Here is a 21,705-nt window from a genome sequence, read left to right on the forward strand (position 1 = left end):
TACTTTTCCTCCTAAATGGCTTCTACATTTTCATTTATTTTATCATAATTTATGAAAAAACATGCGATAAAGTAAAACTTTCATTTTGCGGTACTTCTGCAACTATCATTTTGTGCAATGCCACAACGCCATACGAAAATAAAAGAATTTTACTACATTTATAATTTTATCTATTTTTTACCATACATTATTATATTTTATTATACTAATCATAAATTTCCTTATTTTAGATAGATATATAGTTGTGATTTTTATACAAGAAACGATAATTTTATGCTATTATCATGTAGTCAAAATTTTTAGGAATTACAGGAATGGGGATTATGATGACAAAGAAGATGGAAAAAAAGTATATTCCTTTAGCAAGCTATTTTGACGTGGCTTCGCAAAACGAGATTACTTTATCCTTTAGTGCATTAGAAAACATTATGGGACAAGCTTTACCCAATGCTGCATATTTAAATAAGAGCTGGTGGAAAAAAACAAAGCCCCCGCTTACGCATTTTTTATCTTGGACAAATGCAGGATATTATGTCATTGATGTCAAATTAGGTACAAGCGTTACTTTCTCTCGCACACAAGAGAAAATACCGGCAAACAATATTTCTGAAAATAACGAAAATACTTCTGCGTACATAATCCGAGCGATTGAAGCATCAGATGCTAGAGCATTTATTCTTTTACAAGAAGAAATCCTTCAGCAAACTGACTTTTTGTATAATGTAGAAAATGAGTTAGATCTAACTGTACAGCAGCTTAGAAAAAATCTTACAGTTTGGAAGCAATTAAAAAACCGTACCATTTTGCTTTGCATTTTAAATGGCAATTTTGCTGGATATGCTGTTATCCATGGTTATAAGCATTCCAAAGCTAAACATGTTGCATCAATCCACATGGCCGTTAAGGAAGAACACCAACGAAAAGGTATCGGTTCAGCACTTATGAAGGCAGCGGAAGAATGGGCTAGCCAACGAGGTATTTCACGCTTAGAATTATCAGTAATGGAGCATAATGATGCTGCGTTACAATTATTTAAAAAACATGGTTTTCAACATGAAGGAACGCGCGTTAATGCCATTAAATTAAATGATACTTTTATAGCTGAATATAGCTTGTATAAAATTTTGTAAATCATTTTTCAAGGATGTCTAATACCTTTTTGGACATCTTTTTTTAATTTTTCGAAAACGCTGGCCACGCTCGCTCCAAAACGTACATATTAGCAACTCTCAAGCTTAACGCCACATTCCATTAAAATACTTGCTTCTCTCTTGCAATATCCAAGAACAATAAATTACTTTCCACTTGTTCATATGATTGTTGGTATTGGTTATATCGTTCTTTATCTTGGCTGATCATTTCCTCAATTAATGCATGCATAAAAGAAAATAGCACTGGGACAACATCTAAAGAGGATTGATTTTTCATACCTAGGGCAAATACTGCACTTGCGTAATCTCTAATTGGTGATAAAGCTGAACCTGTTATAGCTATAATTTTCACCTTTTTCATTTTAGCTATTTCAACAATCGCTTTTACATCGTTGGTATGTTTATCACACGAAAAGACAATCAACGTAGTCCGTTCACCCATACTATTTATTTGTTGTACAAGATCTTCGGAATCTGTACGAAGTTGCTTTACATTTGTTCTTAATGTTTTCAACGTGTACGATAACCAATTGGCAAAAGAGGTCGCTTGTCGTGCGCCTAAAATATAAATGGTATCCGCTTCATGCATCCATTTAGCACTTTTTCGAAGCATATTATCGTTAATAAGATGGATTGTATCTTGAATGTTTTGCATATCACGTTGCATGACCTTACCAAAGCTCGAAGTCCGCTGCTTGCTCGTTGTAAATGTAGGTTTAAGGGGAACTTCTTCATCTTGTGAGTTTAGATAACTTCTAATTTCTTCTTGTAGCTCGACATAGCCGGACATATCCATCGCATAGCAAAAACGAATAACAGTAGATTCACTAACATTTGCCTGCCTCCCTACTTCTGCCGCTCCATTGGCAATGACAACTGTTGGGTTACTCATAACAAATTGTGCTACTTTACGTTGTCCTTTTGACAATCTTACAAATTTCTTCTTTATATTTTCATTTATACTCATTCCTAACAACCTTTCTTTCAAAGAAATTATCACGAATGGAGATTATTCTCTACTGACTCTAAATTCGATTAAAAATACAGTATCATGATTACAATTTGAATACAATGACTTTTCAGAAAAATCTTCAATGCATTAATACGCTAATACACTAGTTCGTAATAAAATGACATTAAAGAAAAATATTTTCAAAATCTAATTTATCTTTATTAAGTTCGTAGATTCATAATCAATATTGTTTAATTTGAAATTTTAACATATTTCAGAAATTTTTGTATAAAAAACACCAAAAAGTCGTTTTTATGTATTTTTTAAAGAAGAATTAAAGAACAACAATTAAGCTCCTCTCAAATTAACACAGTAAAAAAGTGTTAGATTGATTACGCCCAATCTAACACTTTCGGTTTTGACCACTATTGCTTTTTCTACTAAAACGTAAGTGCCGCTTATTTTGTGATTCCCCGGCTCTTTTTCTATTCTAATTCCAATTGTTTTGTCTCTGTGCCTAAAAAGATGACGCCAATCACACCAATAATTATTGCGCCACAGAAAATAGCAAAGATAAATCCAATATCATAGCCTGCAGTTAACAAGGACCCAACTAATAGAGGGCCAAATATACCCCCAATACGTCCAACTGCTGCTGCCATGCCTGCACCTGTGCCACGAATGATGGCTGGGTACTGTTCTGGTGTATAAGCATATAGTGCTCCCCATGCACCTAGATTAAAGAAAGATAAAAACATTCCCGATGTTAATAGCACTGCCATCGTTTCGGCATTACCAAAAATGAAAGCACTTACAGCGGTTCCAATTAAATAGGAAACAAGTACAAATTTCCGCCCGAATTTTTCAATAAACCATGCCGCGGTAAAATATCCTGGAAGCTGTGCTAATGTCATAATTAAAACATACTTAAAGCTAGTAATCATATCAAAACCTTTTCCGACCATTACGCTCGGTAACCATAAGAACATACCGTAATATGAGAATACTACTGTGAACCAAAGCACCCATAACATAAGTGTTGAGCGTGCATATTTTTTCGACCACACATCCCGGATGTTATCAAAGATACTACGTTTTTTAGCTTCCACCTTTAAGGTAAACTGCGGTGAGTCTGGCAAATGCCAGCGAAGGTAAATAGCGTACACAGCAGGAAGTGCTGTTAACAATAACGCTACACGCCAACCCCAAGTAGGTATAACAAAATAAGAAATAAGTGCCGCAAAGAGCCAGCCCGCTGCCCAAAAGCTCTCTAGTAATACTACTACCCTTCCACGTTCCTTCGCTTCTACACTTTCAGAAACAAGCGTCGACGCTACCGGTAGCTCTCCACCGAGCCCCATACCTACTAAAAAACGCAATAACATAAATGCCATTAAAGTTGTTGTAAATGCCGAAATACCACTTGCTACAGAAAATAAAATCAATGTCCACATAAAAACTTGTTTTCGCCCGACTTTATCAGCAAAAATACCAAAGGCTAGTGCTCCAACAGCCATACCAATAGAATTGATACTGCCTATCCAGCCCATCTGACTCTTCGTTAAATCCCAATCTGCCGCTAGCGCTGTAATAACAAATGATAATATACCGACGTCCATTGCATCAAAGAGCCAGCCAACACCTGCAACACCTAAAAGCTTATTGCGCGAAATAGATTGATTTGTTTTTATAGTTGTCATTTTAACCACCTGTCTTTACACATGACTTTACATTACGAGTTTACTATACAGTTGTTTCGAGAAAGTGACAAGTAAAATTCAAATGACCGAATTGTTTAGTCAATTTAATAATTGCTATTGAAAATAGATGGCATTTTCGTTAAAATGTCTCTTATACAAAAACAACTGTTCTTTCTATGAGAACAAAAGGAGATCGTTACGTTATGTGGAAAGGCTTAATTGAAGAATATAAACAATTTTTACCCGTAACTGAAAATACACCCGCACTTACTTTAAACGAAGGCAATACGCCTCTTATACATTTAGTAAATCTATCTAAACAACTTGGTATCGAGCTTTATGGCAAAATAGAAGGTGCAAATCCAACTGGTTCTTTTAAAGATCGCGGTATGGTTTTTGCTGTAGCAAAAGCTATTGAAGACGGTAGCAAATGCGTTATTTGTGCCTCAACAGGTAACACTTCTGCAGCTGCGGCAGCTTATGCTACTCGCGCAGGTATTCAATCGATTGTCGTAATTCCTAAAGGGAAAGTAGCCCTTGGAAAATTAGCGCAAGCTACAATGTACGGTGCAAAAATTATTGAAATCGATGGTAATTTTGATGATGCGTTAAATATCGTGCGTCAAGTCAGTGAAACAACACCAGTAGCACTTGTCAATTCGGTTAACCCTTACCGTATCGAAGGGCAAAAAACAGCTTCATTTGAAATTGTAGACGCCTTAGGTGCTGCTCCAGACTATTTATGTATTCCTGTTGGTAACGCAGGTAACATCACTGCTTACTGGAAAGGTTTTAAAGAATATAACGATGTCAAAGCATCAGGTTTACCAAAAATGTACGGCTTTGAAGCAGAAGGAGCTGCAGCCATTGTTAAAGGTGAACCAATCGCGAATCCAGAAACAGTTGCCACAGCTATCCGCATCGGTAACCCTGCTAGCTGGCAATTTGCTGAGGCAGCGCGAGATGAGTCTGGTGGTATCATAGACTCTGTAACAGATGAAGAGATTTTAGCAGCTTACAAGCTAATTGCAGGCACTGAAGGTATCTTTGTTGAGCCTGGTTCAGCGGCTTCATTAGCAGGTGTGATTAAATCCGTTAAAAACGGTAAAATTGCTAAAGGCTCAAAAGTCGTAACGATATTTACTGGTAACGGTTTAAAAGATCCTGACACTGCCATGAACGTTTCCACAGTAGATGTTGTGGCACTAAAAAATGATGAAGAAGAAATTCGTAAATATATCGAGGGCGTACTATGAGTAAAAAGTGGCAAATCACCGTTCCTGGGAGCACAGCCAATTTAGGTCCTGGCTTTGATTCTATTGGACTTGGCTTGTCTCTTTATTTGAAATTAGATGTATCCCTACAGGATAGTTGGGAGATCATCCATCTCGATGACAACGGTCCTAGTGAATTTGAGCTGGAACAACACTTGCTGTACGTTATCACTAAGCAAATTGCTGATCAGTATAACAAAGCATTGCCAGCTTGCCGTGTGGAAATGGCAAGTGAACTTCCACTAGCACGCGGCTTAGGAAGCAGTGCAGCCGTTATTGTGGCAGGTATTGAGCTAGCCAATCAATTATGCGATTTACAATTAAGTGTACAAGATAAACTCAATTTATCTTCGCAAATTGAAGGGCATCCTGATAATGCTACAGCATCGGTACTAGGTGGCTTGACGATTTCTTCAATGGATGAAAACGGGGTAGTAGATACCTTCCATGTAAATGATATTCATGCTTCTTTTGTTGTCTATGTACCGGACGTGGAGCTAAAAACAAGTGAATCTCGCTCCGTTTTACCGCAACAATTAGATCGAGCATATGCCGTTCGTGCTTCTGCCAATGCAAATATGTTGGCCGCTTCTTTAATGGTACGCGATTTTGAACGTGCAGGACACTATATGGAAGCAGATTTGTTCCATGAACCTTTCCGCTCAAAGTTGATTCCCCAATATGCGGAAATAAGGGAAGCAGCAAAAGCACATGGTGCGTACGGTACAGCTTTAAGCGGAGCAGGTCCTACGCTCATTTCTATTATTCCAACGGCTATTGCTGATGTTTTTGTGTCAACAATGCAAGCCCAATTCCCAGCACATCAAATCATCTTAACACAAGCAGATGAGCATGGTGTACTAGTCAAATAAATCGAACGTCTACTTTCATGTAGGCGTTTTTTCTTGAAGGAGGAAGTACGGTGAAACCTATTATATTTTGCGATTTTGATGGCACTATTACCGAAACAGATAATATTGTCTCTCTTATGACGCATTTCGTTCCTGAACAATCGGAGAAGATCGCAAAGGCCATGATGGCTCAAACAATAAGCTTTAAAGACGGCATTACCGCTATGTTTGAACTTTTATCAACAACCCAAAAAGAGGACATCATTCAATATTTATTAGAAACTGCGGTTATTCGTGAAGGTTTTAGTGATTTTGTCCGTTATGCACAAGAGCACAATATTCCATTTTATATCGTCAGTGGCGGAGTCGATTTTTTCATTCAACCAATGCTTGAAAAATTCGGTCCGTTTTCAGGGGTGTTTTGCAATAGTGCGGACTTTACTGGAGAGCAAATTACCGTTGTTTATCCAAATCATTGCGATGAACAATGTGCTAATTTCACAATACAAAGTTGTGGTTGCTGTAAGCCAACCGTTATGCGTAAAGTAGCGCAAGACGACCATTTCAAAATTGTAATTGGTGATTCTATTTCTGATTTTGAAGCTGCGAAACAAGCAGATTTAGTATTAGCAAGGGAGCAACTAATTGATCGCTGTAAAGATTTACATATATCTTATCAGCCCTTCAACACCTTTTATGACTGTTTGGAAACAGTGAAAAAATTAGTCGAAGCATAAGAAAAGGAATCTAGCCGATATCATTGACTAGATTCCTTTTGTTCGTAAGTTACGTACTTACGCTAATAATACTAAACTAATCGCCATCACTGCCATACCAGCAACTAAGCCATACATTGATAAATGAGTTTCATCATACCTCTGTGCAGCTGGCAATAGCTCATCTAATGATATAAACACCATAATTCCTGCGACGCCAGCAAACACCACACCGAACATAACGTCTGTTAAAAAGGGCATTAACAGTAAATACGCAACTAATGCACCTACAGGTTCTGCTAACCCTGATAAAAAAGAAAGTTTAAAGGCTTTTCTACGATTGCCTGTAGCAAAATAAATAGGTACGGATACAGCAATACCCTCTGGAATATTATGAATGGCTACAGCGATAGCAATTGCAATGCCAACACTCGGATCATTGATTGCAGACATAAACGTCGCTATACCTTCTGGGAAGTTATGAATCCCTATTGCAAGAGCTGTGAAAACACCCATTTTCATTAAGTGATTTTCATCTATTTGTGGTTTTATGGCATTGACATCTTCAACAAGCTTAACCTCATGAGGATTAGTCGATTTCGGAATAAACTTATCAATCAAGGCAATAAATAACATGCCGCCAAAGAAACCTGCAATGGTAAGCCAATAGCCGTTCGTTGTACCTAAAGCATTCGTTAAAGCATCTTTTGCTTTTACAAAAATTTCTACAAGGGATACATAAATCATGACCCCTGCTGAAAAACCGAGTGCTATTGATAAAAATTTCGTATTCGTTCGTGAAGTGAAAAATGCAATTAAACTACCTACTCCTGTTGCAAGCCCTGCAAAAAGAGTTAACCCTAAAGCAAATAAAATTGATCCTTCCAATTCCTTCTTCCTTTTCTCTTTTTTTTATTGTACTCATCTTAGCTCAAAAGTTTCCTAGAAGCAATTCTTTTTTGCTAGGAAAATATTTAAAGCAAAATTACAATCCCTTGGCTATTCAAAAAAAATTCAGAATTGCTCGAGTGCCTGGCACTAAAAAACGGGCACATAAAAAAGAGCCGTACCTTTTATCGTACGGCTCTTTTTTGTGTTGTTATTTAATACTGCTTTTTTTAAATGCACGCTTACGTCGCTCATACCAAATAACACAAATGATAAACCATGTGTAACCGATACACCACCCCGCTAGCACATCGGAAGCAAAATGACGAGCTCCTGCTACACGTGATAATCCGATTAGGATCGTCAATACAATTGCCCCTAGCCAAAGCTGTAGTTGACGTCTTTTTGTGTTATTTTCAGATAACAAATAGGCCACGGTAAATAAATAGAGGATACCGGACATAGCATGTCCTGATGGAAAACTGAACGATGTTAATTGTTGTTCTATTTCAGGCCGAGGTCGTTGTGCCCAAGTTTTCAATGTTTGATTTAACACATTTCCAACGGCAAATGTTAACACTACCAATATCATACCCCGGTAATTTTTTGCTATCCAAGCTAAATACACAATTAATAGTATAGCAACCCACACTACGAACTTAGGCTCCCCAATATAATGAAAAGCTTCTACAAACGGATTACCAAACAATATATCTGCAATTTTTGAATCGAAACGTAAAATCGCTTCGCTTTGGTATGTGAACCGCAACACTAAAAAAGCAACTAGCGTTAAAATTGCTAATGGATAGGACCATTTTTTCAAAAAATTTCACCTCAAAGCACTTTCACGAAATGTTTTCTCACATCATACCATAATTACGTGAAATTGAGGGACATATACAACATCTGATTTATAACATGAAAATATACTTAATTATATTCGCAAAGATAATTGATTCTTCATTCGGTTTATTAAAGTAATTTGAAAGTGCTAATGCAACAATAAATAAAATAGCAATGATAGGTAGTATTTTTCTAAACAAACAGCAACACTTCCTTACCTTTTATCGTTTTAACGTTCAGACTATTTTAATAATACAGGATCAAACAGCCAATCCTTCGGTCCAAAATTCCGATCCTTTTCCCCTCTCACTTCTCGAGAAATACGATTATTAATAATCAACTCTCTGAACTTTCTACTAAATATCGTTTTTCTGTAAAGATATCGGCCATCATGACTCCACTCAGAAGAATAGAATACATCTCCGTTTAATTCCATAATATCCTTGGCATCATAAATATCAGGTCCATTAATTACCCCACTTAATCCACATTTACAAGGCGGCTGCTCCGTAGCAAAATACAATTTAATTCTTTCAGCGCTACCTCCCGGCAACATCTTGGTCGGTATGATTTGATATGCACGTTGTTTGCCTTCAGGTGATCCACTATGAATAACTTCTAATAGTTCATAACCTTTCATATTAGCTTGTTTCATTAAGGCTACCAATTCTTCAGAAGCTACCCAATATCCACTCACATGGACTAAATAACGATCTTTCATTTGTGACGTATCAATCACTATAGGAGATAATTGCTCTTTTTCCATAAGTCCGCACTGCTTACAATATGTACTTATAGAAAATAAAGTACCTCTATCATCTAAAAACATTTCAGGTGAGTTGCCCGTAGAGTTTAACGTAAATAAGGGTGTTTCTTCATACTCGCTATCAGAAAAGTCGAAGTAGAAACGTTCCCCAATAGAGACAATGCCCAATTCATGTTCCAATGATTTATATAATGCTGTCACCTGCTCATACGTCACATCTTCATTTAAAGTAAAAATAGGATTAAAAGCAGTCTTCAAATTTCTTTTTCTGACCACGGGGGCACTTACAAAAATACCGTAGCGATTATAAACTTTAATGACTTGATCTTGACTAGATTCATCTATAGAGATTATATTTTCAAGTTCTACTTTCAAAATAATACGCCTACCTTTATTAAAGTTTTTATCGTGAGTATGCTGGCTAGCTAATCTCTGTATGCACTGCTATATAATAAATAGTTAGTTTTATAACGATATATCTTCTCTTCCATTATTACTCACTTATAGAAGTTCAATTAACCACGTTAAATTAAGCGTACCAGTAGTTATACCACCATTTCAATGTCGGCTTTACGCCAGTTTTTTGGCGGGATTCAGCATTTTTTTGGCGCGATTTGGCGGTCATACAAAAAACACCGCCAAAAAACTGGCGGTGTCCGATTAATCTTCTAGTTATTTAGTCTTAGCAGCAAAGAATTTAAAACTAAGTAAAAGCTTTGTGTCTCTATATCACCTAATAACTACCCTTTTATTCAATAAAATAACAATAGATATTATCATAACATATAGTATTACTAGAGTAAATTCATTCGTTCAGCAAGGTTCACTGCTTCAGTACGTGAGTCTACATTGAGCAAGGAAAACAGCTGTGTTAAATATCTTTCAGTTGTTCGTTGAGGAATATTTAACTCGATAGCTATCGCTTTGTTGGTATGTCCTTTAGCAATTAATCTTAAAATTTTCTTTTCTTTCTCATTTAAATGAATATCAAGCTTTGCTTCCTGTAATTTAAAACGATTATCTAGAAAATCCAAGAAATTTTTCGGCATAACAATTTCTCCATTTGCAATAGCACGCACTGTACGAATGATTTGTTCTTTCGATGCTGTTTTCGCTAATATCCCCTCTATTTTTCTTTCTAAAATAAGCGGATAATAATCTGTTATGTCGTCCCCTGTATAAAGAATAATAGACGCATCCATTTGGATAGCTTTAATATTTCTCGCTAAATGAATGCCATTTTCTAACGGCATGTTGATATCAATTAAATAAATGTCATATGGCTTATTCTTAATTTTTGGTATGACCGAAGTGGCATCACTTTCTGTATCTACTAAAATATCTTCATTTTCTTCAAATAAATTCTTTGTTCCTTCTAACACAATAGGATGATCATCCACTATGAGCATCGTTATCAAGTGTTTCACTTCCTTCTTTTACTATAATTCTAATAGACATCCCTTTATTTACCTGAGAGTCGATGTAAAATTGACCATCAAAGGCTTTTACACGTTCTTGCATCCCTCGAATTCCCATTGATTCCGCGACAATAATATCATTGACATTACACCCGATGCCATTATCCTGATAAATGATTTCAAAGCCATCGTCTTTTTCCTTAAGATGAATTTCCACACTTGTTGCAAAAGAATGTTTCAGCGCATTATTAAGTATTTCTTGAAATAGACGATAGATCATTAAATTCATGCGTTCATCCTCAAGATACAAGCGATCTATTGTATAAATTAATATAAAATTAGCTCTTTCAGCTACTTTTCTTATAAGTTTTTCTAAAGCCGCATTTAGCCCTAATGTGTCTAATAATGGGGGCTTTAAATTTTCACAATAAGCTCTTAAATCATGTAAAGATGCCACCATTTGTTTATGTATCTTTACAAGTTTCAGTTGAACATCTGTAGTATCTTTTGCATTTATTAAGACATCTACTTCGCGAGCAATATGGAGCTGCTCCTGTAAATTCGTATCATGTAATTCTTGAGCTAATTGATACTTTTCCTCTTCAAACCTTAGCCATAGTAGCTTATTTAGCCAAGGTAACTGACCTTCATCTGCTTGCTTCATATGCTTTAGTTCCTCTAACAGTTCTTCGACCATTTTTGTATTTTCAATAAAATTATTTACATATAACAGGAGCAATTCGAGCCATAATAGCTCTTCATCTTTTAAATGAATTGAATTGTTATGCCCCAAAACTAAAGCTCTTTTGTAATGAGCATCTTGATGGAGGAAAGCTAGATAGACTTTGTCGATTTTCCGTATTTGGCCCAATTTTAAATCTTCCATAACTATTGGATTGAACGGACTTTTTTCCTCAACCTTTGAAGTAAATTGATTTGTGTCATAGTCATAAGTCAATACAAATACATGCTCAAGCTCAAGGTGTAAGGCAACTTCCTGAGCAAACTTTTCTAGTAGCTCATCTAATTTAATCGTTTTTCCAATACGATCTACAGCAGTATATAACCGGTGTATATAATCCCCTTTTGTAGAAAACAAAATTTTCCGTTTGCGATAATCAACCTTCTCTTTTATGTAGAAAAGAATAACTAACGATAAAAAAGTAAAAAGTGAAATAGCCGATAGTTTCGTCATTGTTATCAAATTACCAGTAATCCAATACAAACCAATTGTAAGCCATACAGTAAAAATCAACGAAAATATGACGTAGTAACGCAGTCTTGAAATATGATATTCAATATCAAATAATCGTTCCGCTAGCTGAGTAAAGATAAAGCTAAAAGGAATCAATAATAAAAATAAAGCACTGATTTCAGCGGAAAGTATAGGATGATGAAATAAAATATTTGGAAGTGCATAGAGAAACAGGAATGGAAGAAAAGGAATCATTACGCTATTCAACAAGACTTTTAACTGCGGTGATTTATATTTAAAGTAGCTTATCAGTAGCATGCATAGTATTAGACTAAGCAAAATTAAAAAAGTAGCTAACACGACATAAGATAGTAAATTGTGTAAATCATCATCAACAATACCAATATAGCTAAGTACAATTGCAACAACAGGTAGTAAATAAAATAATTTAATATTGTTAGACAATAACCAGTTCGCTTTTAAAAAAGTAAAATAGTTTCTTAAAAAATGTAAAAGTAACACTACACATAGCAACATACTTCCCCGATTAGCCATAATACCTATGATATCAAGACTTCCAGATGCACCAATACTAACGTACGCCAGCGAAACTGTTAGCATAAATAAAATGAGCAATCGTAAAAGCGATGTGTTTTCTTGTTTATAATGTAAAAATAACACGACTATTAATGTTAGAAAATAGTAACAAGCAGGTATTAACAATATATAATAAAAACGCTCTGTAAAATCTAAACTGCTTGGTTTAATATTAATTATCTTTCCATCAGGTTTTAAAATCGTTAATTTATTTGCCGCCCTAATGGTACCATCATTCTTTATATAAGAAACATCCTCTATTTGAACATTATCTATCTTTAATACAATATCTCCTGCTGATATTTTTTGACCATCCACTAACTGCTCATGTGAATTTTCGATAACCCAGTTGCCATTTTCTTTGAGCAACTCTATACCCAAATAAGGCTTGCTATAAGGTACATATAGCAGGTAAAAACCTAGCAGTATGTAAACACTTATAGCAAGCATAAAGCTTTTTCTATAATTAAAATTTAGTTCCAAATAGGGTCTCTTGAACATACTACTTCATCGAATGAGTCAAGTATTGCCTGTTGTTCAATTGCTGAAACACCAATTAATGCTACTTTTTGTTCTTTCATCAGTGCTACTAGTGCTGGGTTTTCTTCTAGATACTGAATTACATTAATCATAAAATCTCTCCTCATTTCATTAGTTTTATTAGGTATTCTTTTCCTACCTTGTTTATAGCAACATTTTCAAGAATTTTCAATGCCTTAAGCTTATGAAGATTCTTAATAGTGATGGCATAGCGAATTGCACCACCATTAGTCAACTCATCCTTAATAACATTTTTATCCAAAAATGTAACTATATCTTTATTATAATAGTTTATCACAGAATTTGATATACTATTTTTTTGCGCCATTAAGTAAATAATTGGCAATGAGTATTTTTTATTTAATAAATCATTTTTAGGTCCCCAAGTTTTTAAACTTTGAATATCATTTTTTATTTGTTGGATAATACCTATGTATTTTCCATACTCCTCTATTTCTTCACTTACTTTACCTTTTGCAAGTGCCTCTCCAATAAGGCAACTCATTGCTGTTAAAGAACCTGACTTTCGGTCGATCATTTGTAAATAAGATTGCTCATCGCGGCAAATATTGAGGACATCTAGCTGCTGACCGTTAATGCTTCTAAATGCATAGTCTTCTAACAATTGCACGGCTAAATGTTTATGTTCAAAAGAACTGTCATGTATCGCTCTAGATGACATAATAAGCATGGCTAAAGCTACATTTAAAGAGAGTTCGGGCGTTTCACTCCAAATATAGTCTGAATCCTTATCTTGCAAATCATCAATAATATCATAGGACAAAATTAGAAGTTCAATAGCTGCTGCAACTTTATATATATCCTCATTTAAATTATCTACAAATGCTTCATAATGCCAAAAACATAGTTTTCCAAACGCATACCCCATTACTGCTTTTTCTGCTTTAAAACTTTTAAGCATCGTCTTTAATTCATCAACTAGCATTGATTCATCTTCAATTAGTATATCCAGCGCCTCATTAATACGTTCATCTATATCCTTCAATAGTCCTCCACCCCCGTTAACTATATCGTACTATATTATATACAATAATGGTAAAAAATTATATTATTTACAAGTATATTGCTTATTTCTTATTCTTTTGTACTTACTGTTAACGATAAAAGAATAAATAACGCCAAAAAATGGCGGATTTTATAGATGGCACGCCATTTTTTGTTAAATAATTACAAATATTATGGCGGTTTTACAGTGTGACCGCCATTTTTTGGCGTTAACTGACCATTGAAATGGCGTCCTGAAGGATGTTACGCTAAAGATAAGTAAAATTCATTTGTATTATAAGGGACTTACTTTGCAATGTAAGTCTTATGATTGGATAAAATTCTCTAACATTAGGGGTGATTAACGTGGCTAATAAAGTAAATGATAGCGTTTTAATACTTACAGAAACATTTTCCTGCACAATCTCTGTCTCAACAGAGGAAATTATTATTAAAAAGCCTACGAATGACCAGCAAGCTATTGAACAATTAATTATTTCAGCTGAACAACGAGCTTACCAAGAAGCGTTAGCCGAGTATAACCAGCAATCTTCCTATTCTAACTCTATTTCTAATATGCCTGGTTTTGCAGAGCGTTTTCAGCAAAAGCTAGACAAGTATATGGCGCAATTTGACATAAAAAAGGTCATGGAGGAAGACCTAACATTATTGTCTTTAGTGAGCCCTTTTACTTCTGGCTTGAATATTAACACACCAATCTTATATCAATCGCAAAACTACAATATAATTTATGCACGAGGCACACAAAAGCAAGGAACTAGTAGCACAAGCTATAGCAGCAGTACTATTAGTATGACTAGCGCTGAAAATCTTCAAAGCAATTTTAATATGACAGATACTATTTCATCTTTAAAAGTTCTAGATAAAGTGTCAGAACGTAATAAAGCCTATTATTACTGTCCAAGCAATATTTCAGGATTTTCTATAAATGATAACGGGATTTCATTTAATATTTCTTCCGTTTTCAACAGTTGGAACAAAACATCCATTAAACATTAGACAGTTGTTTTAAATACCCCTTTCGCAAAGCCTTTTTCAAGAGCTATTATTGTTAACCTCAACATCACCCTGCAATAAAGACGCTGGCGAGGTGTGGCACAATTGACCGTAACAACCCTTGCCCACCATCCCTTTGCATCCATCCATATTCCTCACCCGAAGGATAATCTCTTTTTTAGGCAACAAAAAAGAGATGCCTCAACTATCTTTGAGACACCTCTAGCATGTATTAAGCTTTTACATAATAAACATCTTGTCCGCTTTCGATAATATATTCTGGTTTAGGCTTACCTGCTTTTGCTCTATGACCAGCAATATGCTCAGGGCTCTTCTCCCAATTTTTCCATGCTTCTTCTGATTCCCAACGAACCATAATTAACACTTCTTCATCTCCGCGGCGTACTTTTTTGACAAGCACTTGCTTATCGATAAAACCTGGTTGCTGTTCAAGTAAGGATGGACCATCCTTTTTAGCTCCAAAACGCTCAACGACTTTATCTCCATTACCTTCTGTTACGACGATACGTTTAATTTGTACAAACATATTAGTTAAACGCCTTTAAAATTTCATCAGCTTTTTCAGTTTCTGATTGTAAACCGCCACCTGATAAGTACCAATATCCTGGATCAAGGTAGAAAATTTTCCCGTTTTTAGCAGCATTCGTTGCGCTAACGATTTCATTTTCAATAGCAGCTTTTGTACCTGACTCACCTTCTGGGTTAACAGCAGCGTCACGGTCAACTACGAATAAAATATCTGGGTTTGTTTCACGAACATATTCAAACGAAGCATTTGCACCATGTGTAGAAACTTCGATTTTTTCATCAGCAGGTTTTACACCAAATACGTCATGAATAACACCAAAACGTGAACCAGGACCATATGCAGATAATGAACCTTCATTTCCTAAAACGATTAAAGCTTTGTCTTCAGAAGCAGTAGTTTTTGCTTTGATTTCTTCTACTTTTGCTTCGTAAGCAGCGAATGCATCAGCAGCTTCTTTTTCTTTACCAAAAATTTTACCAGCTAATTCAGTGTTTGTTTTAAATGATTCCATAAAATTAGCGTTATCTACACCAACAAAGACAGTTGGGGCAATTTTAGATAATTCAGCGTAAGCAGATGCTTGACGACCTGAAATGAAAATAATATCTGGGTTCATCGAAGAGATTGCTTCAAAATCAGGCTCTTTTAAAGAACCGATATTTACGTAAGTAGTATCAGTATATTTGCTTAAATATTTAGGTACTGATTGTTGTGGAACACCTGCAACTTCAACGCCTAAAGCATCTAAAGTATCTAGGAAACCATAGTCAAATACTACAACATTTTTTGGTTGTTCTTTCAGTGTTACTTCTTCAAATGTATTTTCATCAGTTGTACTACCTGGAATTGTAATTGGGTATGCAGAAGCCGCTTCATTTTGTTCTTCAGCAGGCTTATTATCTGTTGAACCTTTATCGTCTTCTTTTGAATCTTCTTTAGAACTACAAGCAGCTAATACTAAAAGCATCATTGCCATTAACACAGTAAGTAATTTCCAATTCTTCATTGTGAAATCTCCTTTATTGTTGGTTTTATATTTTTAGATAGTGATGACTATCTATTGTTACTATGAGTTAAAATACACACAAATACGACAACCATTTTGCTCTTGCACAGGGATATCCATATCATAGATTTCCTTTAGTGCATCCGAGTTAATAATGTCATGCGTAGGACCATCTTTTACAACACGTCCATCTTTTAAAGCGACAATGTGATCTGAATAGACAGATGCAAAGTTAATATCATGTAATACAATAACAACTGTTTTTCCTAGCTCATCCACTAACTTACGCAAAATTTTCATGATTTGCACGGAATGCTTCATGTCTAAATTGTTCAGTGGCTCATCTAGTAGAATATAGTCTGTGTCCTGCGCGATGACCATTGCAATAAATGCTCGTTGACGCTGACCACCTGATAATTCATCTAAATAATTATGCTGCATATCAGCTAAATTCATATATTCAATTGCCTCATCAACTTTTTGCTCGTCCTCTTGTTTTAAATTTCCCTTTGAATAAGGGAATCGGCCAAATGAAACGAGTTCACGAATTGTGAGGCGTACATTCATATAATTTGACTGTTTTAAAATCGATACGCGCTTTGCAAAATCATCTGATTTCCATCGACGTACATCTGATTTATCGAGTAGTACTTCCCCAGTGTCTGCATTAAGTAAACGGCTTACCATTGAAAGCAATGTTGATTTACCTGCACCATTCGGTCCGATAAAAGACGTGATTTTTCCTGGTGCAACGTCTACACTAACATTTTGAATGACCGGCTTTTTCCCAAAAAACTTAGAAATTTCTTTTACTTGGATCATCCTGCTGACCTACTTTCCTTCAATAATAGGTAGATGAAGTACACACCACCTACAAAGTTTATAATAACGCTAAGTGTTGTATCGAATTTGAAAATACGCTCGACCATCCACTGACCACCGACTAAAGCAACAATACTCATTACACAAGAACCTGCAATTAGGACAGAGTGCTTGTACGTCTTGAAAAACTGATACGATAAATTCGCTACGATTAAACCAAAGAATGTAATTGGCCCAACAAGCGCTGTAGAAACGGCAATTAATATTGAAGATACAATAAGCATGCGTTGTACAAGCTTATCATAAGGAACTCCAAGATTGATGGCCGTATCGCGACCAAGAGACATGACATCTAGTTGATTCATATGACGCCAGCCGTAAATAAACGTACCTAAAATAACAAGACCAGCTAACCATACTAAATCTGAATTGACATTATTAAAGCTTGCAAACATTTTACTTTGTAAACTTAAAAACTCATTCGGATCAATTAATACTTGGAAGAATGTTGTGACACTTCCTAAAAACGTCCCGACAATCATACCGACAAGTAGCAGGAAGTATATTGGACGTTTCCCTTCTTTGAACAATACGCGATAGAAAATCAGTGCAAAAATTACCATTGCTGAAACCGCTAGCAAAAAGTTGTAGTGCACGTTAATAACGAATATTGACATGGAACCAAAGAAGTAATAAATAACTGTTTGGACCATCATGTATAAAGCATCAAGCCCCATCACACTTGGTGTTAAAATACGATTATGTGTAATCGTCTGGAATACCACTGTTGAGTATGCAATAGCAATTCCCGTTAAAGCCATCGCCACTACTTTAATGAGGCGACGAGGGAATGCATAGCTATAATTCCCATTCAGTGCATAAAAGACATACAGTAACATGGCGACAACTGCTAGTCCTATTAATATCAACATTTTGGTACGGTTACGCATATGCTCTCCCCCTAAACAACATAAATAGGAAGATGGCACTTCCGATGACGCCGACCGTCATACTAATCGGAATTTCATAAGGGAAAATCAAGACGCGTCCTAAAATATCACATAATAATAGGAATGACATACCGAGTAATGCTGTGTGCGGTAATGTCTTTGCAAGATTATCTCCTTTGAACAGCGAAATAATATTTGGAATAATCAAACCAAGGAATGGAATTACACCTACAGTTAATACCACCGTTGTGGAAACTAGTGCAACTAACACTAACCCTAAGTTCACGACGAATTTGTAGGAAAGGCCAAGATTTTTGGCAAAGTCTTCACCCATTCCAGCCACTGTGAAACGATTTGCATAAATGTAAGCTAAAATTAAAATAGGTACACTTATGTATAAAAGCTCATAACGACCTTTCATTATTAAAGAAAAATCTCCTTGTAACCATGCACTAATGTTTTGGATAATATCCGCCTTATACGCAAAAAATGTCGTAATGGACGAAAGAATATTACCAAACATTAAGCCAATAAGCGGTATAAATATCGCATCTTTAAACTTTATTCGATTTAATATTTGCATAAACAATAATGTGCCGGCTAAAGCAAATATGAAAGCGAAGGAAATTTTTTGAAAGTACGTGACATTTGAAAAAAACATCATTGAAATTAGTACACCTAATTTCGTAGCATCTAAAGTTCCTGCTGTAGTTGGTGACACGAACTTATTCCTACTTAAGCTTTGCATAATTAAACCAGCAATACTCATACCTGCACCTGCTAGCAAAATTGCTACAAGTCTTGGTACACGACTAATTAAAAATAGTCTCGTTTCTTCTGATTGGAAGTCTAATAAGTCACTTGGTTTAATATTTACAACCCCAATGAATAGCGACACAATAGACAACACGACAGTTGCTGTTAAAAGATATCTTATTTTCATTGTAATCCCCGGTAGATTCATTTTTGTTTGTAATTTATTATCGGATGAAAATGATTATCATTACTCACGATTCTCATTATAAGCTCCTTTGCTTTGTCAGTCAACCTACTATTGAGAATTGTTCTCGCTTTATATGGAAATACTTGAAAACTACGATTTTTCTACAAAAATATTAGAAAAACGAGCTATTTTCCAATCGCAAACAACGCTCTATTTTTCGTCGAAACTAAAAAGGTAATTGAGAATGAAGCGCATGTTCTTCTCAATCACCTTTTTAATTAAGCTATTCGTCTAATCCCTCGTAGCCATGCGAAAATGATCGATGCTACTAAAATAAACCCTAAGTAACCCATAACGGCATATAATTTCGATACAAGTGTTGTAAAGCCTACTAAGCTAGCGAAAAAGCCTAAAATGCCCATAGCAAGGACGGCAACCTTAAAACTTGGTTTAGTTGGTTTGAAAAATCGCACTGTAAACGAATAAAACATTCCAACTGCAGTGTTATATATCATTCCTAATAGCGAAAATGACATGAATAAACCTACAATTGGATGAATTTCATTTGCTAATGCAAGCATTGGTATATCCAATCCAACTATAACGTTCATTTTAGCAAGTAGTGAAAAATGAATAAGTAAAATTAGGGCACCTAGCAAAAGTCCCCCGATAATTCCTCCCATACCAGCAATACGTTCATTCCGAATAGCGCCACACATCACTGTAAGGAGCGAGAAACAAACACCAATATTAAACGACATATAGAGCAAAGCCGTTACCCACCAGCTTTTAGAGGATGTTTGTAATTGTTGTTCTGCTATTACGGTTTGTTCTGCAAATGATAAATCCATCGTCGCTATTGAATAAACTGCAATAATCGTAACAACCGCTAACAAATAAGGCGTGGCAATGGCAATAATATTTATAATGCTTTTGACATTCATCATCACTGTCATCATCGTGAGGATAATCATACAAATGCTACCTAGCCAGACTGGTAGTCCAAACATTTGCTGAAAGGTAGCGCCAGCGCCAGCAAACATAATGACAGACACACCAAACAAAAAAATGGAAAGTACAAAGTCCATTATAAAGCCGATAGTTTTACCCGAAATTTGATAAATCAAATCTTTATGAGATGTTGTCCGCAACCGCGAACTAATTTGTGCCGTACACATGCCCACAAAGGCAAACCATAGTGTCGCTAAAAGAGCACCTAATAGCCCCTTATTGCCATAACTCGTGAAATACTGAATGATTTCTTGCCCTGATGCAAACCCTGCACCGACGATAATGCCTACGTATGCACCGCCGATTTGCAAGCTCTTTTTCAATCACTTCTCTCCTCGACTCTTTATCCCGTACAAGTGCCCATAGAGTAACAAACGATCTCCACTGATTAAAACGTATAAACTTTCTTGCTAATTGTTAACTTATTAATAACATCCATGTTCGGTTTATAGCCAATACCTACACTTTGTGGCACACGAATACAGCCATCTTCTACGGCGATTTCAGGTGTAACGATATCTTCGTACCAATAATGACTCGATCCTGCCGTATCACCTGGTAAGACAAAATTAGCAAGTGCTGTTAATGCAATATTGTGCGCTCGTCCAATTCCTGCTTCTAACATGCCTCCACACCAAACTGGAATATCATGTTCTTGACAGTAATCATGGATTTTCTTTGCCTCTGTTAAGCCACCTACACGTCCGATTTTTATGTTGATAACACCGCAGCTACCAAGCTCAATGGCTTTTTTGGTATCCTCTAATGATGTGATACTTTCGTCTAAGCAAATGGGCGTTGTTAACTGTTTTTGCAGTTTAGCATGATCAATAATATCGTCTACTGCAAGTGGTTGCTCAATCATTAGCAAATTAAATTCATCCAATTGCTGTAACACGTCTATATCTTTTAATGTATACGCTGAGTTTGCATCTGCCATTAACGGCAAATTAGGGAATGTAGCGCGAATCGCACGAATAACTTCGACATCATAACCAGGTTTTATTTTTACTTTTACTCGTTTATAGCCCTTTTCTACATAGCTCTTAATTAACTCTAATAGCTTATCAGTGCTAGATTGGATGCCTAGGCTAATGCCTACATCAATGCTCTCCTTGTTGCCGCCTAAAGCATGGGCTAGTGACTGATTCGTTTGCTGTGCATAAATATCCCATACTGCCCCCTCAATCGAGGCTTTAGCCATACAATTGCGCCGAATTGGAGCGAATAGAGCACTTACTTCATCAGGATGTGCAATATCTTTATGCAGCAAGATAGGCATTAAAAAGTCCTCTAACATATGCCACGTCGTCTTTAACGTTTCCTCTGTATACCAAGGTGCTACAAAAGCAACAGTCTCTCCCCAGCCAATTGTCCCGGCTGCATCCTTTACCTCTAATAGCAATAACTCCTTTTCATTAACAGTGCCAAAACTCGTTGTAAAGGGAGCTTTCATAGGCATTTTCAAATGTCTTATCGTAATTTCTTCTATTCTCATCAAAGTCACTCC

21 protein-coding genes are annotated in these 21,705 nt (G+C 35.9%); 5 read left to right on the forward strand and 16 right to left on the reverse strand.

Features of this window, described 5'->3' with window-relative positions; all coding sequences use genetic code 11:
* The first annotated feature begins 326 nt into the window (after positions 1-326).
* The gene (locus tag ACIQXI_RS18515) at positions 327-1,130 is read left to right on the forward strand and encodes a GNAT family N-acetyltransferase (protein ID WP_402927638.1); all 804 of its coding nucleotides are present in this window, start codon (positions 327-329) and stop codon (positions 1,128-1,130) included.
* A gap of 121 nt (positions 1,131-1,251) precedes the next feature.
* Here ACIQXI_RS18515 and ACIQXI_RS18520 read toward each other — a convergent pair whose 3' ends face one another.
* The gene (locus ACIQXI_RS18520; RefSeq protein ID WP_402927639.1) at positions 1,252-2,118 is read right to left on the reverse strand and encodes a MurR/RpiR family transcriptional regulator; all 867 of its coding nucleotides are present in this window, start codon (positions 2,116-2,118) and stop codon (positions 1,252-1,254) included.
* 470 nt (positions 2,119-2,588) lie between these two features.
* On the reverse strand, positions 2,589-3,803 hold the full coding sequence (locus tag ACIQXI_RS18525; protein WP_402927641.1) for an MFS transporter: 1,215 nt from the start codon (positions 3,801-3,803) through the stop codon (positions 2,589-2,591).
* 203 nt (positions 3,804-4,006) lie between these two features.
* On the opposite strand from ACIQXI_RS18525, the gene thrC reads away from it, so the two are divergent.
* Genes thrC through ACIQXI_RS18540 form a run of 3 tightly spaced genes read left to right on the forward strand, consistent with a single transcriptional unit; the run spans position 4,007 to position 6,665 of the window.
* Entirely contained in the window at positions 4,007-5,059 is a 1,053-nt protein-coding gene (gene thrC, locus ACIQXI_RS18530; RefSeq protein WP_402927643.1) for a threonine synthase, read from the forward strand.
* Positions 5,056-5,949, forward strand: a complete 894-nt coding sequence (gene thrB, locus ACIQXI_RS18535) for a homoserine kinase (RefSeq protein WP_402927644.1) — start codon at positions 5,056-5,058, stop codon at positions 5,947-5,949. The genes thrC and thrB overlap by 4 nt, the downstream gene beginning before the upstream one ends.
* Positions 5,950-5,999: 50 nt before the next feature.
* Positions 6,000-6,665 carry a 2-hydroxy-3-keto-5-methylthiopentenyl-1-phosphate phosphatase gene (locus tag ACIQXI_RS18540; RefSeq protein WP_402927646.1) on the forward strand — a complete coding sequence of 222 codons (666 nt, stop codon included), beginning with the start codon at positions 6,000-6,002 and terminating at the stop codon, positions 6,663-6,665.
* Between the two features lie 57 nt (positions 6,666-6,722).
* Here ACIQXI_RS18540 and zupT read toward each other — a convergent pair whose 3' ends face one another.
* The 7 genes from zupT to ACIQXI_RS18575 all read right to left on the reverse strand — a co-directional run bounded on the left by zupT (position 6,723) and on the right by ACIQXI_RS18575 (position 13,897).
* Positions 6,723-7,532, reverse strand: coding sequence for a zinc transporter ZupT (gene zupT, locus ACIQXI_RS18545; protein WP_402927647.1), 810 nt, complete (start codon positions 7,530-7,532; stop codon positions 6,723-6,725).
* Positions 7,533-7,743: 211 nt separating this feature from the next.
* Complete coding sequence (locus ACIQXI_RS18550) at positions 7,744-8,355, reverse strand: phosphatase PAP2 family protein (RefSeq protein WP_402927648.1); 612 nt, start codon at positions 8,353-8,355, stop codon at positions 7,744-7,746.
* Positions 8,356-8,616: 261 nt separating this feature from the next.
* Positions 8,617-9,516 carry a hypothetical protein gene (locus ACIQXI_RS18555; RefSeq protein WP_402927650.1) on the reverse strand — a complete coding sequence of 300 codons (900 nt, stop codon included), beginning with the start codon at positions 9,514-9,516 and terminating at the stop codon, positions 8,617-8,619.
* Between the two features lie 419 nt (positions 9,517-9,935).
* Positions 9,936-10,550 carry a response regulator gene (locus ACIQXI_RS18560; RefSeq protein WP_402927852.1) on the reverse strand — a complete coding sequence of 205 codons (615 nt, stop codon included), beginning with the start codon at positions 10,548-10,550 and terminating at the stop codon, positions 9,936-9,938.
* Positions 10,534-12,801: a sensor histidine kinase gene (locus tag ACIQXI_RS18565; protein ID WP_402927853.1), complete on the reverse strand. Its 2,268-nt coding sequence runs from the start codon at positions 12,799-12,801 to the stop codon at positions 10,534-10,536. The genes ACIQXI_RS18560 and ACIQXI_RS18565 overlap by 17 nt, the downstream gene beginning before the upstream one ends.
* A gap of 23 nt (positions 12,802-12,824) precedes the next feature.
* A complete protein-coding gene (gene comX / locus ACIQXI_RS18570; RefSeq protein WP_402927651.1) occupies positions 12,825-12,983 on the reverse strand; it encodes a competence pheromone ComX in 159 nt (52 codons plus the stop codon).
* Positions 12,984-12,994: 11 nt separating this feature from the next.
* Positions 12,995-13,897, reverse strand: coding sequence for a polyprenyl synthetase family protein (locus ACIQXI_RS18575; RefSeq protein WP_402927653.1), 903 nt, complete (start codon positions 13,895-13,897; stop codon positions 12,995-12,997).
* Between the two features lie 365 nt (positions 13,898-14,262).
* Here ACIQXI_RS18575 and ACIQXI_RS18580 point away from each other — a divergent pair, with 365 nt between their 5' ends.
* Positions 14,263-14,916 carry a hypothetical protein gene (locus ACIQXI_RS18580; protein ID WP_402927655.1) on the forward strand — a complete coding sequence of 218 codons (654 nt, stop codon included), beginning with the start codon at positions 14,263-14,265 and terminating at the stop codon, positions 14,914-14,916.
* Between the two features lie 229 nt (positions 14,917-15,145).
* On the opposite strand, the gene ACIQXI_RS18585 is transcribed toward ACIQXI_RS18580, so the two are convergent.
* From ACIQXI_RS18585 to menC, 7 genes are all read right to left on the reverse strand, one after another.
* Positions 15,146-15,460, reverse strand: a complete 315-nt coding sequence (locus ACIQXI_RS18585) for an antibiotic biosynthesis monooxygenase family protein (RefSeq protein WP_402927657.1) — start codon at positions 15,458-15,460, stop codon at positions 15,146-15,148.
* Between the two features lies 1 nt (position 15,461).
* Positions 15,462-16,469, reverse strand: a complete 1,008-nt coding sequence (locus tag ACIQXI_RS18590; protein WP_402927659.1) for a siderophore ABC transporter substrate-binding protein — start codon at positions 16,467-16,469, stop codon at positions 15,462-15,464.
* A 60-nt stretch (positions 16,470-16,529) separates the two neighbouring features.
* Positions 16,530-17,291: an iron ABC transporter ATP-binding protein gene (locus ACIQXI_RS18595; RefSeq protein ID WP_402927660.1), complete on the reverse strand. Its 762-nt coding sequence runs from the start codon at positions 17,289-17,291 to the stop codon at positions 16,530-16,532.
* Positions 17,288-18,241, reverse strand: coding sequence for an iron chelate uptake ABC transporter family permease subunit (locus ACIQXI_RS18600; RefSeq protein WP_402927662.1), 954 nt, complete (start codon positions 18,239-18,241; stop codon positions 17,288-17,290). Before ACIQXI_RS18600 ends, ACIQXI_RS18595 begins: the two co-directional genes overlap by 4 nt.
* Positions 18,234-19,184: an ABC transporter permease gene (locus tag ACIQXI_RS18605; protein ID WP_402927664.1), complete on the reverse strand. Its 951-nt coding sequence runs from the start codon at positions 19,182-19,184 to the stop codon at positions 18,234-18,236. Before ACIQXI_RS18605 ends, ACIQXI_RS18600 begins: the two co-directional genes overlap by 8 nt.
* A gap of 278 nt (positions 19,185-19,462) precedes the next feature.
* Positions 19,463-20,518 carry a YkvI family membrane protein gene (locus tag ACIQXI_RS18610; RefSeq protein WP_402927665.1) on the reverse strand — a complete coding sequence of 352 codons (1,056 nt, stop codon included), beginning with the start codon at positions 20,516-20,518 and terminating at the stop codon, positions 19,463-19,465.
* 65 nt (positions 20,519-20,583) lie between these two features.
* On the reverse strand, positions 20,584-21,693 hold the full coding sequence (menC, locus tag ACIQXI_RS18615; RefSeq protein WP_402927666.1) for an o-succinylbenzoate synthase: 1,110 nt from the start codon (positions 21,691-21,693) through the stop codon (positions 20,584-20,586).
* Positions 21,694-21,705 lie beyond the last annotated feature (12 nt).

The organism is Lysinibacillus sp. NPDC097195, assembly GCF_044762075.1.
Taxonomy (GTDB): Bacteria; Bacillota; Bacilli; order Bacillales_A; family Planococcaceae; genus Lysinibacillus.

What these genes read in the sequence shown, in the direction of transcription:
- ACIQXI_RS18515 (WP_402927638.1), top strand. Translation starts at nt 327, where the DNA reads ATGACAAAGAAGATGGAAAAAAAGTATATTCCTTTAGCAAGCTATTTT.
- ACIQXI_RS18520 (WP_402927639.1), bottom strand. Translation starts at nt 2,118, where the DNA reads ATGAGTATAAATGAAAATATAAAGAAGAAATTTGTAAGATTGTCAAAA.
- ACIQXI_RS18525 (WP_402927641.1), bottom strand. Translation starts at nt 3,803, where the DNA reads ATGACAACTATAAAAACAAATCAATCTATTTCGCGCAATAAGCTTTTA.
- thrC (WP_402927643.1), top strand. Translation starts at nt 4,007, where the DNA reads ATGTGGAAAGGCTTAATTGAAGAATATAAACAATTTTTACCCGTAACT.
- thrB (WP_402927644.1), top strand. Translation starts at nt 5,056, where the DNA reads ATGAGTAAAAAGTGGCAAATCACCGTTCCTGGGAGCACAGCCAATTTA.
- ACIQXI_RS18560 (WP_402927852.1), bottom strand. Translation starts at nt 10,550, where the DNA reads ATGCTCATAGTGGATGATCATCCTATTGTGTTAGAAGGAACAAAGAAT.
- ACIQXI_RS18565 (WP_402927853.1), bottom strand. Translation starts at nt 12,801, where the DNA reads ATGCTTGCTATAAGTGTTTACATACTGCTAGGTTTTTACCTGCTATAT.
- comX (WP_402927651.1), bottom strand. Translation starts at nt 12,983, where the DNA reads ATGATTAATGTAATTCAGTATCTAGAAGAAAACCCAGCACTAGTAGCA.
- ACIQXI_RS18585 (WP_402927657.1), bottom strand. Translation starts at nt 15,460, where the DNA reads ATGTTTGTACAAATTAAACGTATCGTCGTAACAGAAGGTAATGGAGAT.
- ACIQXI_RS18590 (WP_402927659.1), bottom strand. Translation starts at nt 16,469, where the DNA reads ATGAAGAATTGGAAATTACTTACTGTGTTAATGGCAATGATGCTTTTA.
- ACIQXI_RS18595 (WP_402927660.1), bottom strand. Translation starts at nt 17,291, where the DNA reads ATGATCCAAGTAAAAGAAATTTCTAAGTTTTTTGGGAAAAAGCCGGTC.
- ACIQXI_RS18600 (WP_402927662.1), bottom strand. Translation starts at nt 18,241, where the DNA reads ATGCGTAACCGTACCAAAATGTTGATATTAATAGGACTAGCAGTTGTC.
- ACIQXI_RS18605 (WP_402927664.1), bottom strand. Translation starts at nt 19,184, where the DNA reads ATGAAAATAAGATATCTTTTAACAGCAACTGTCGTGTTGTCTATTGTG.
- menC (WP_402927666.1), bottom strand. Translation starts at nt 21,693, where the DNA reads ATGAGAATAGAAGAAATTACGATAAGACATTTGAAAATGCCTATGAAA.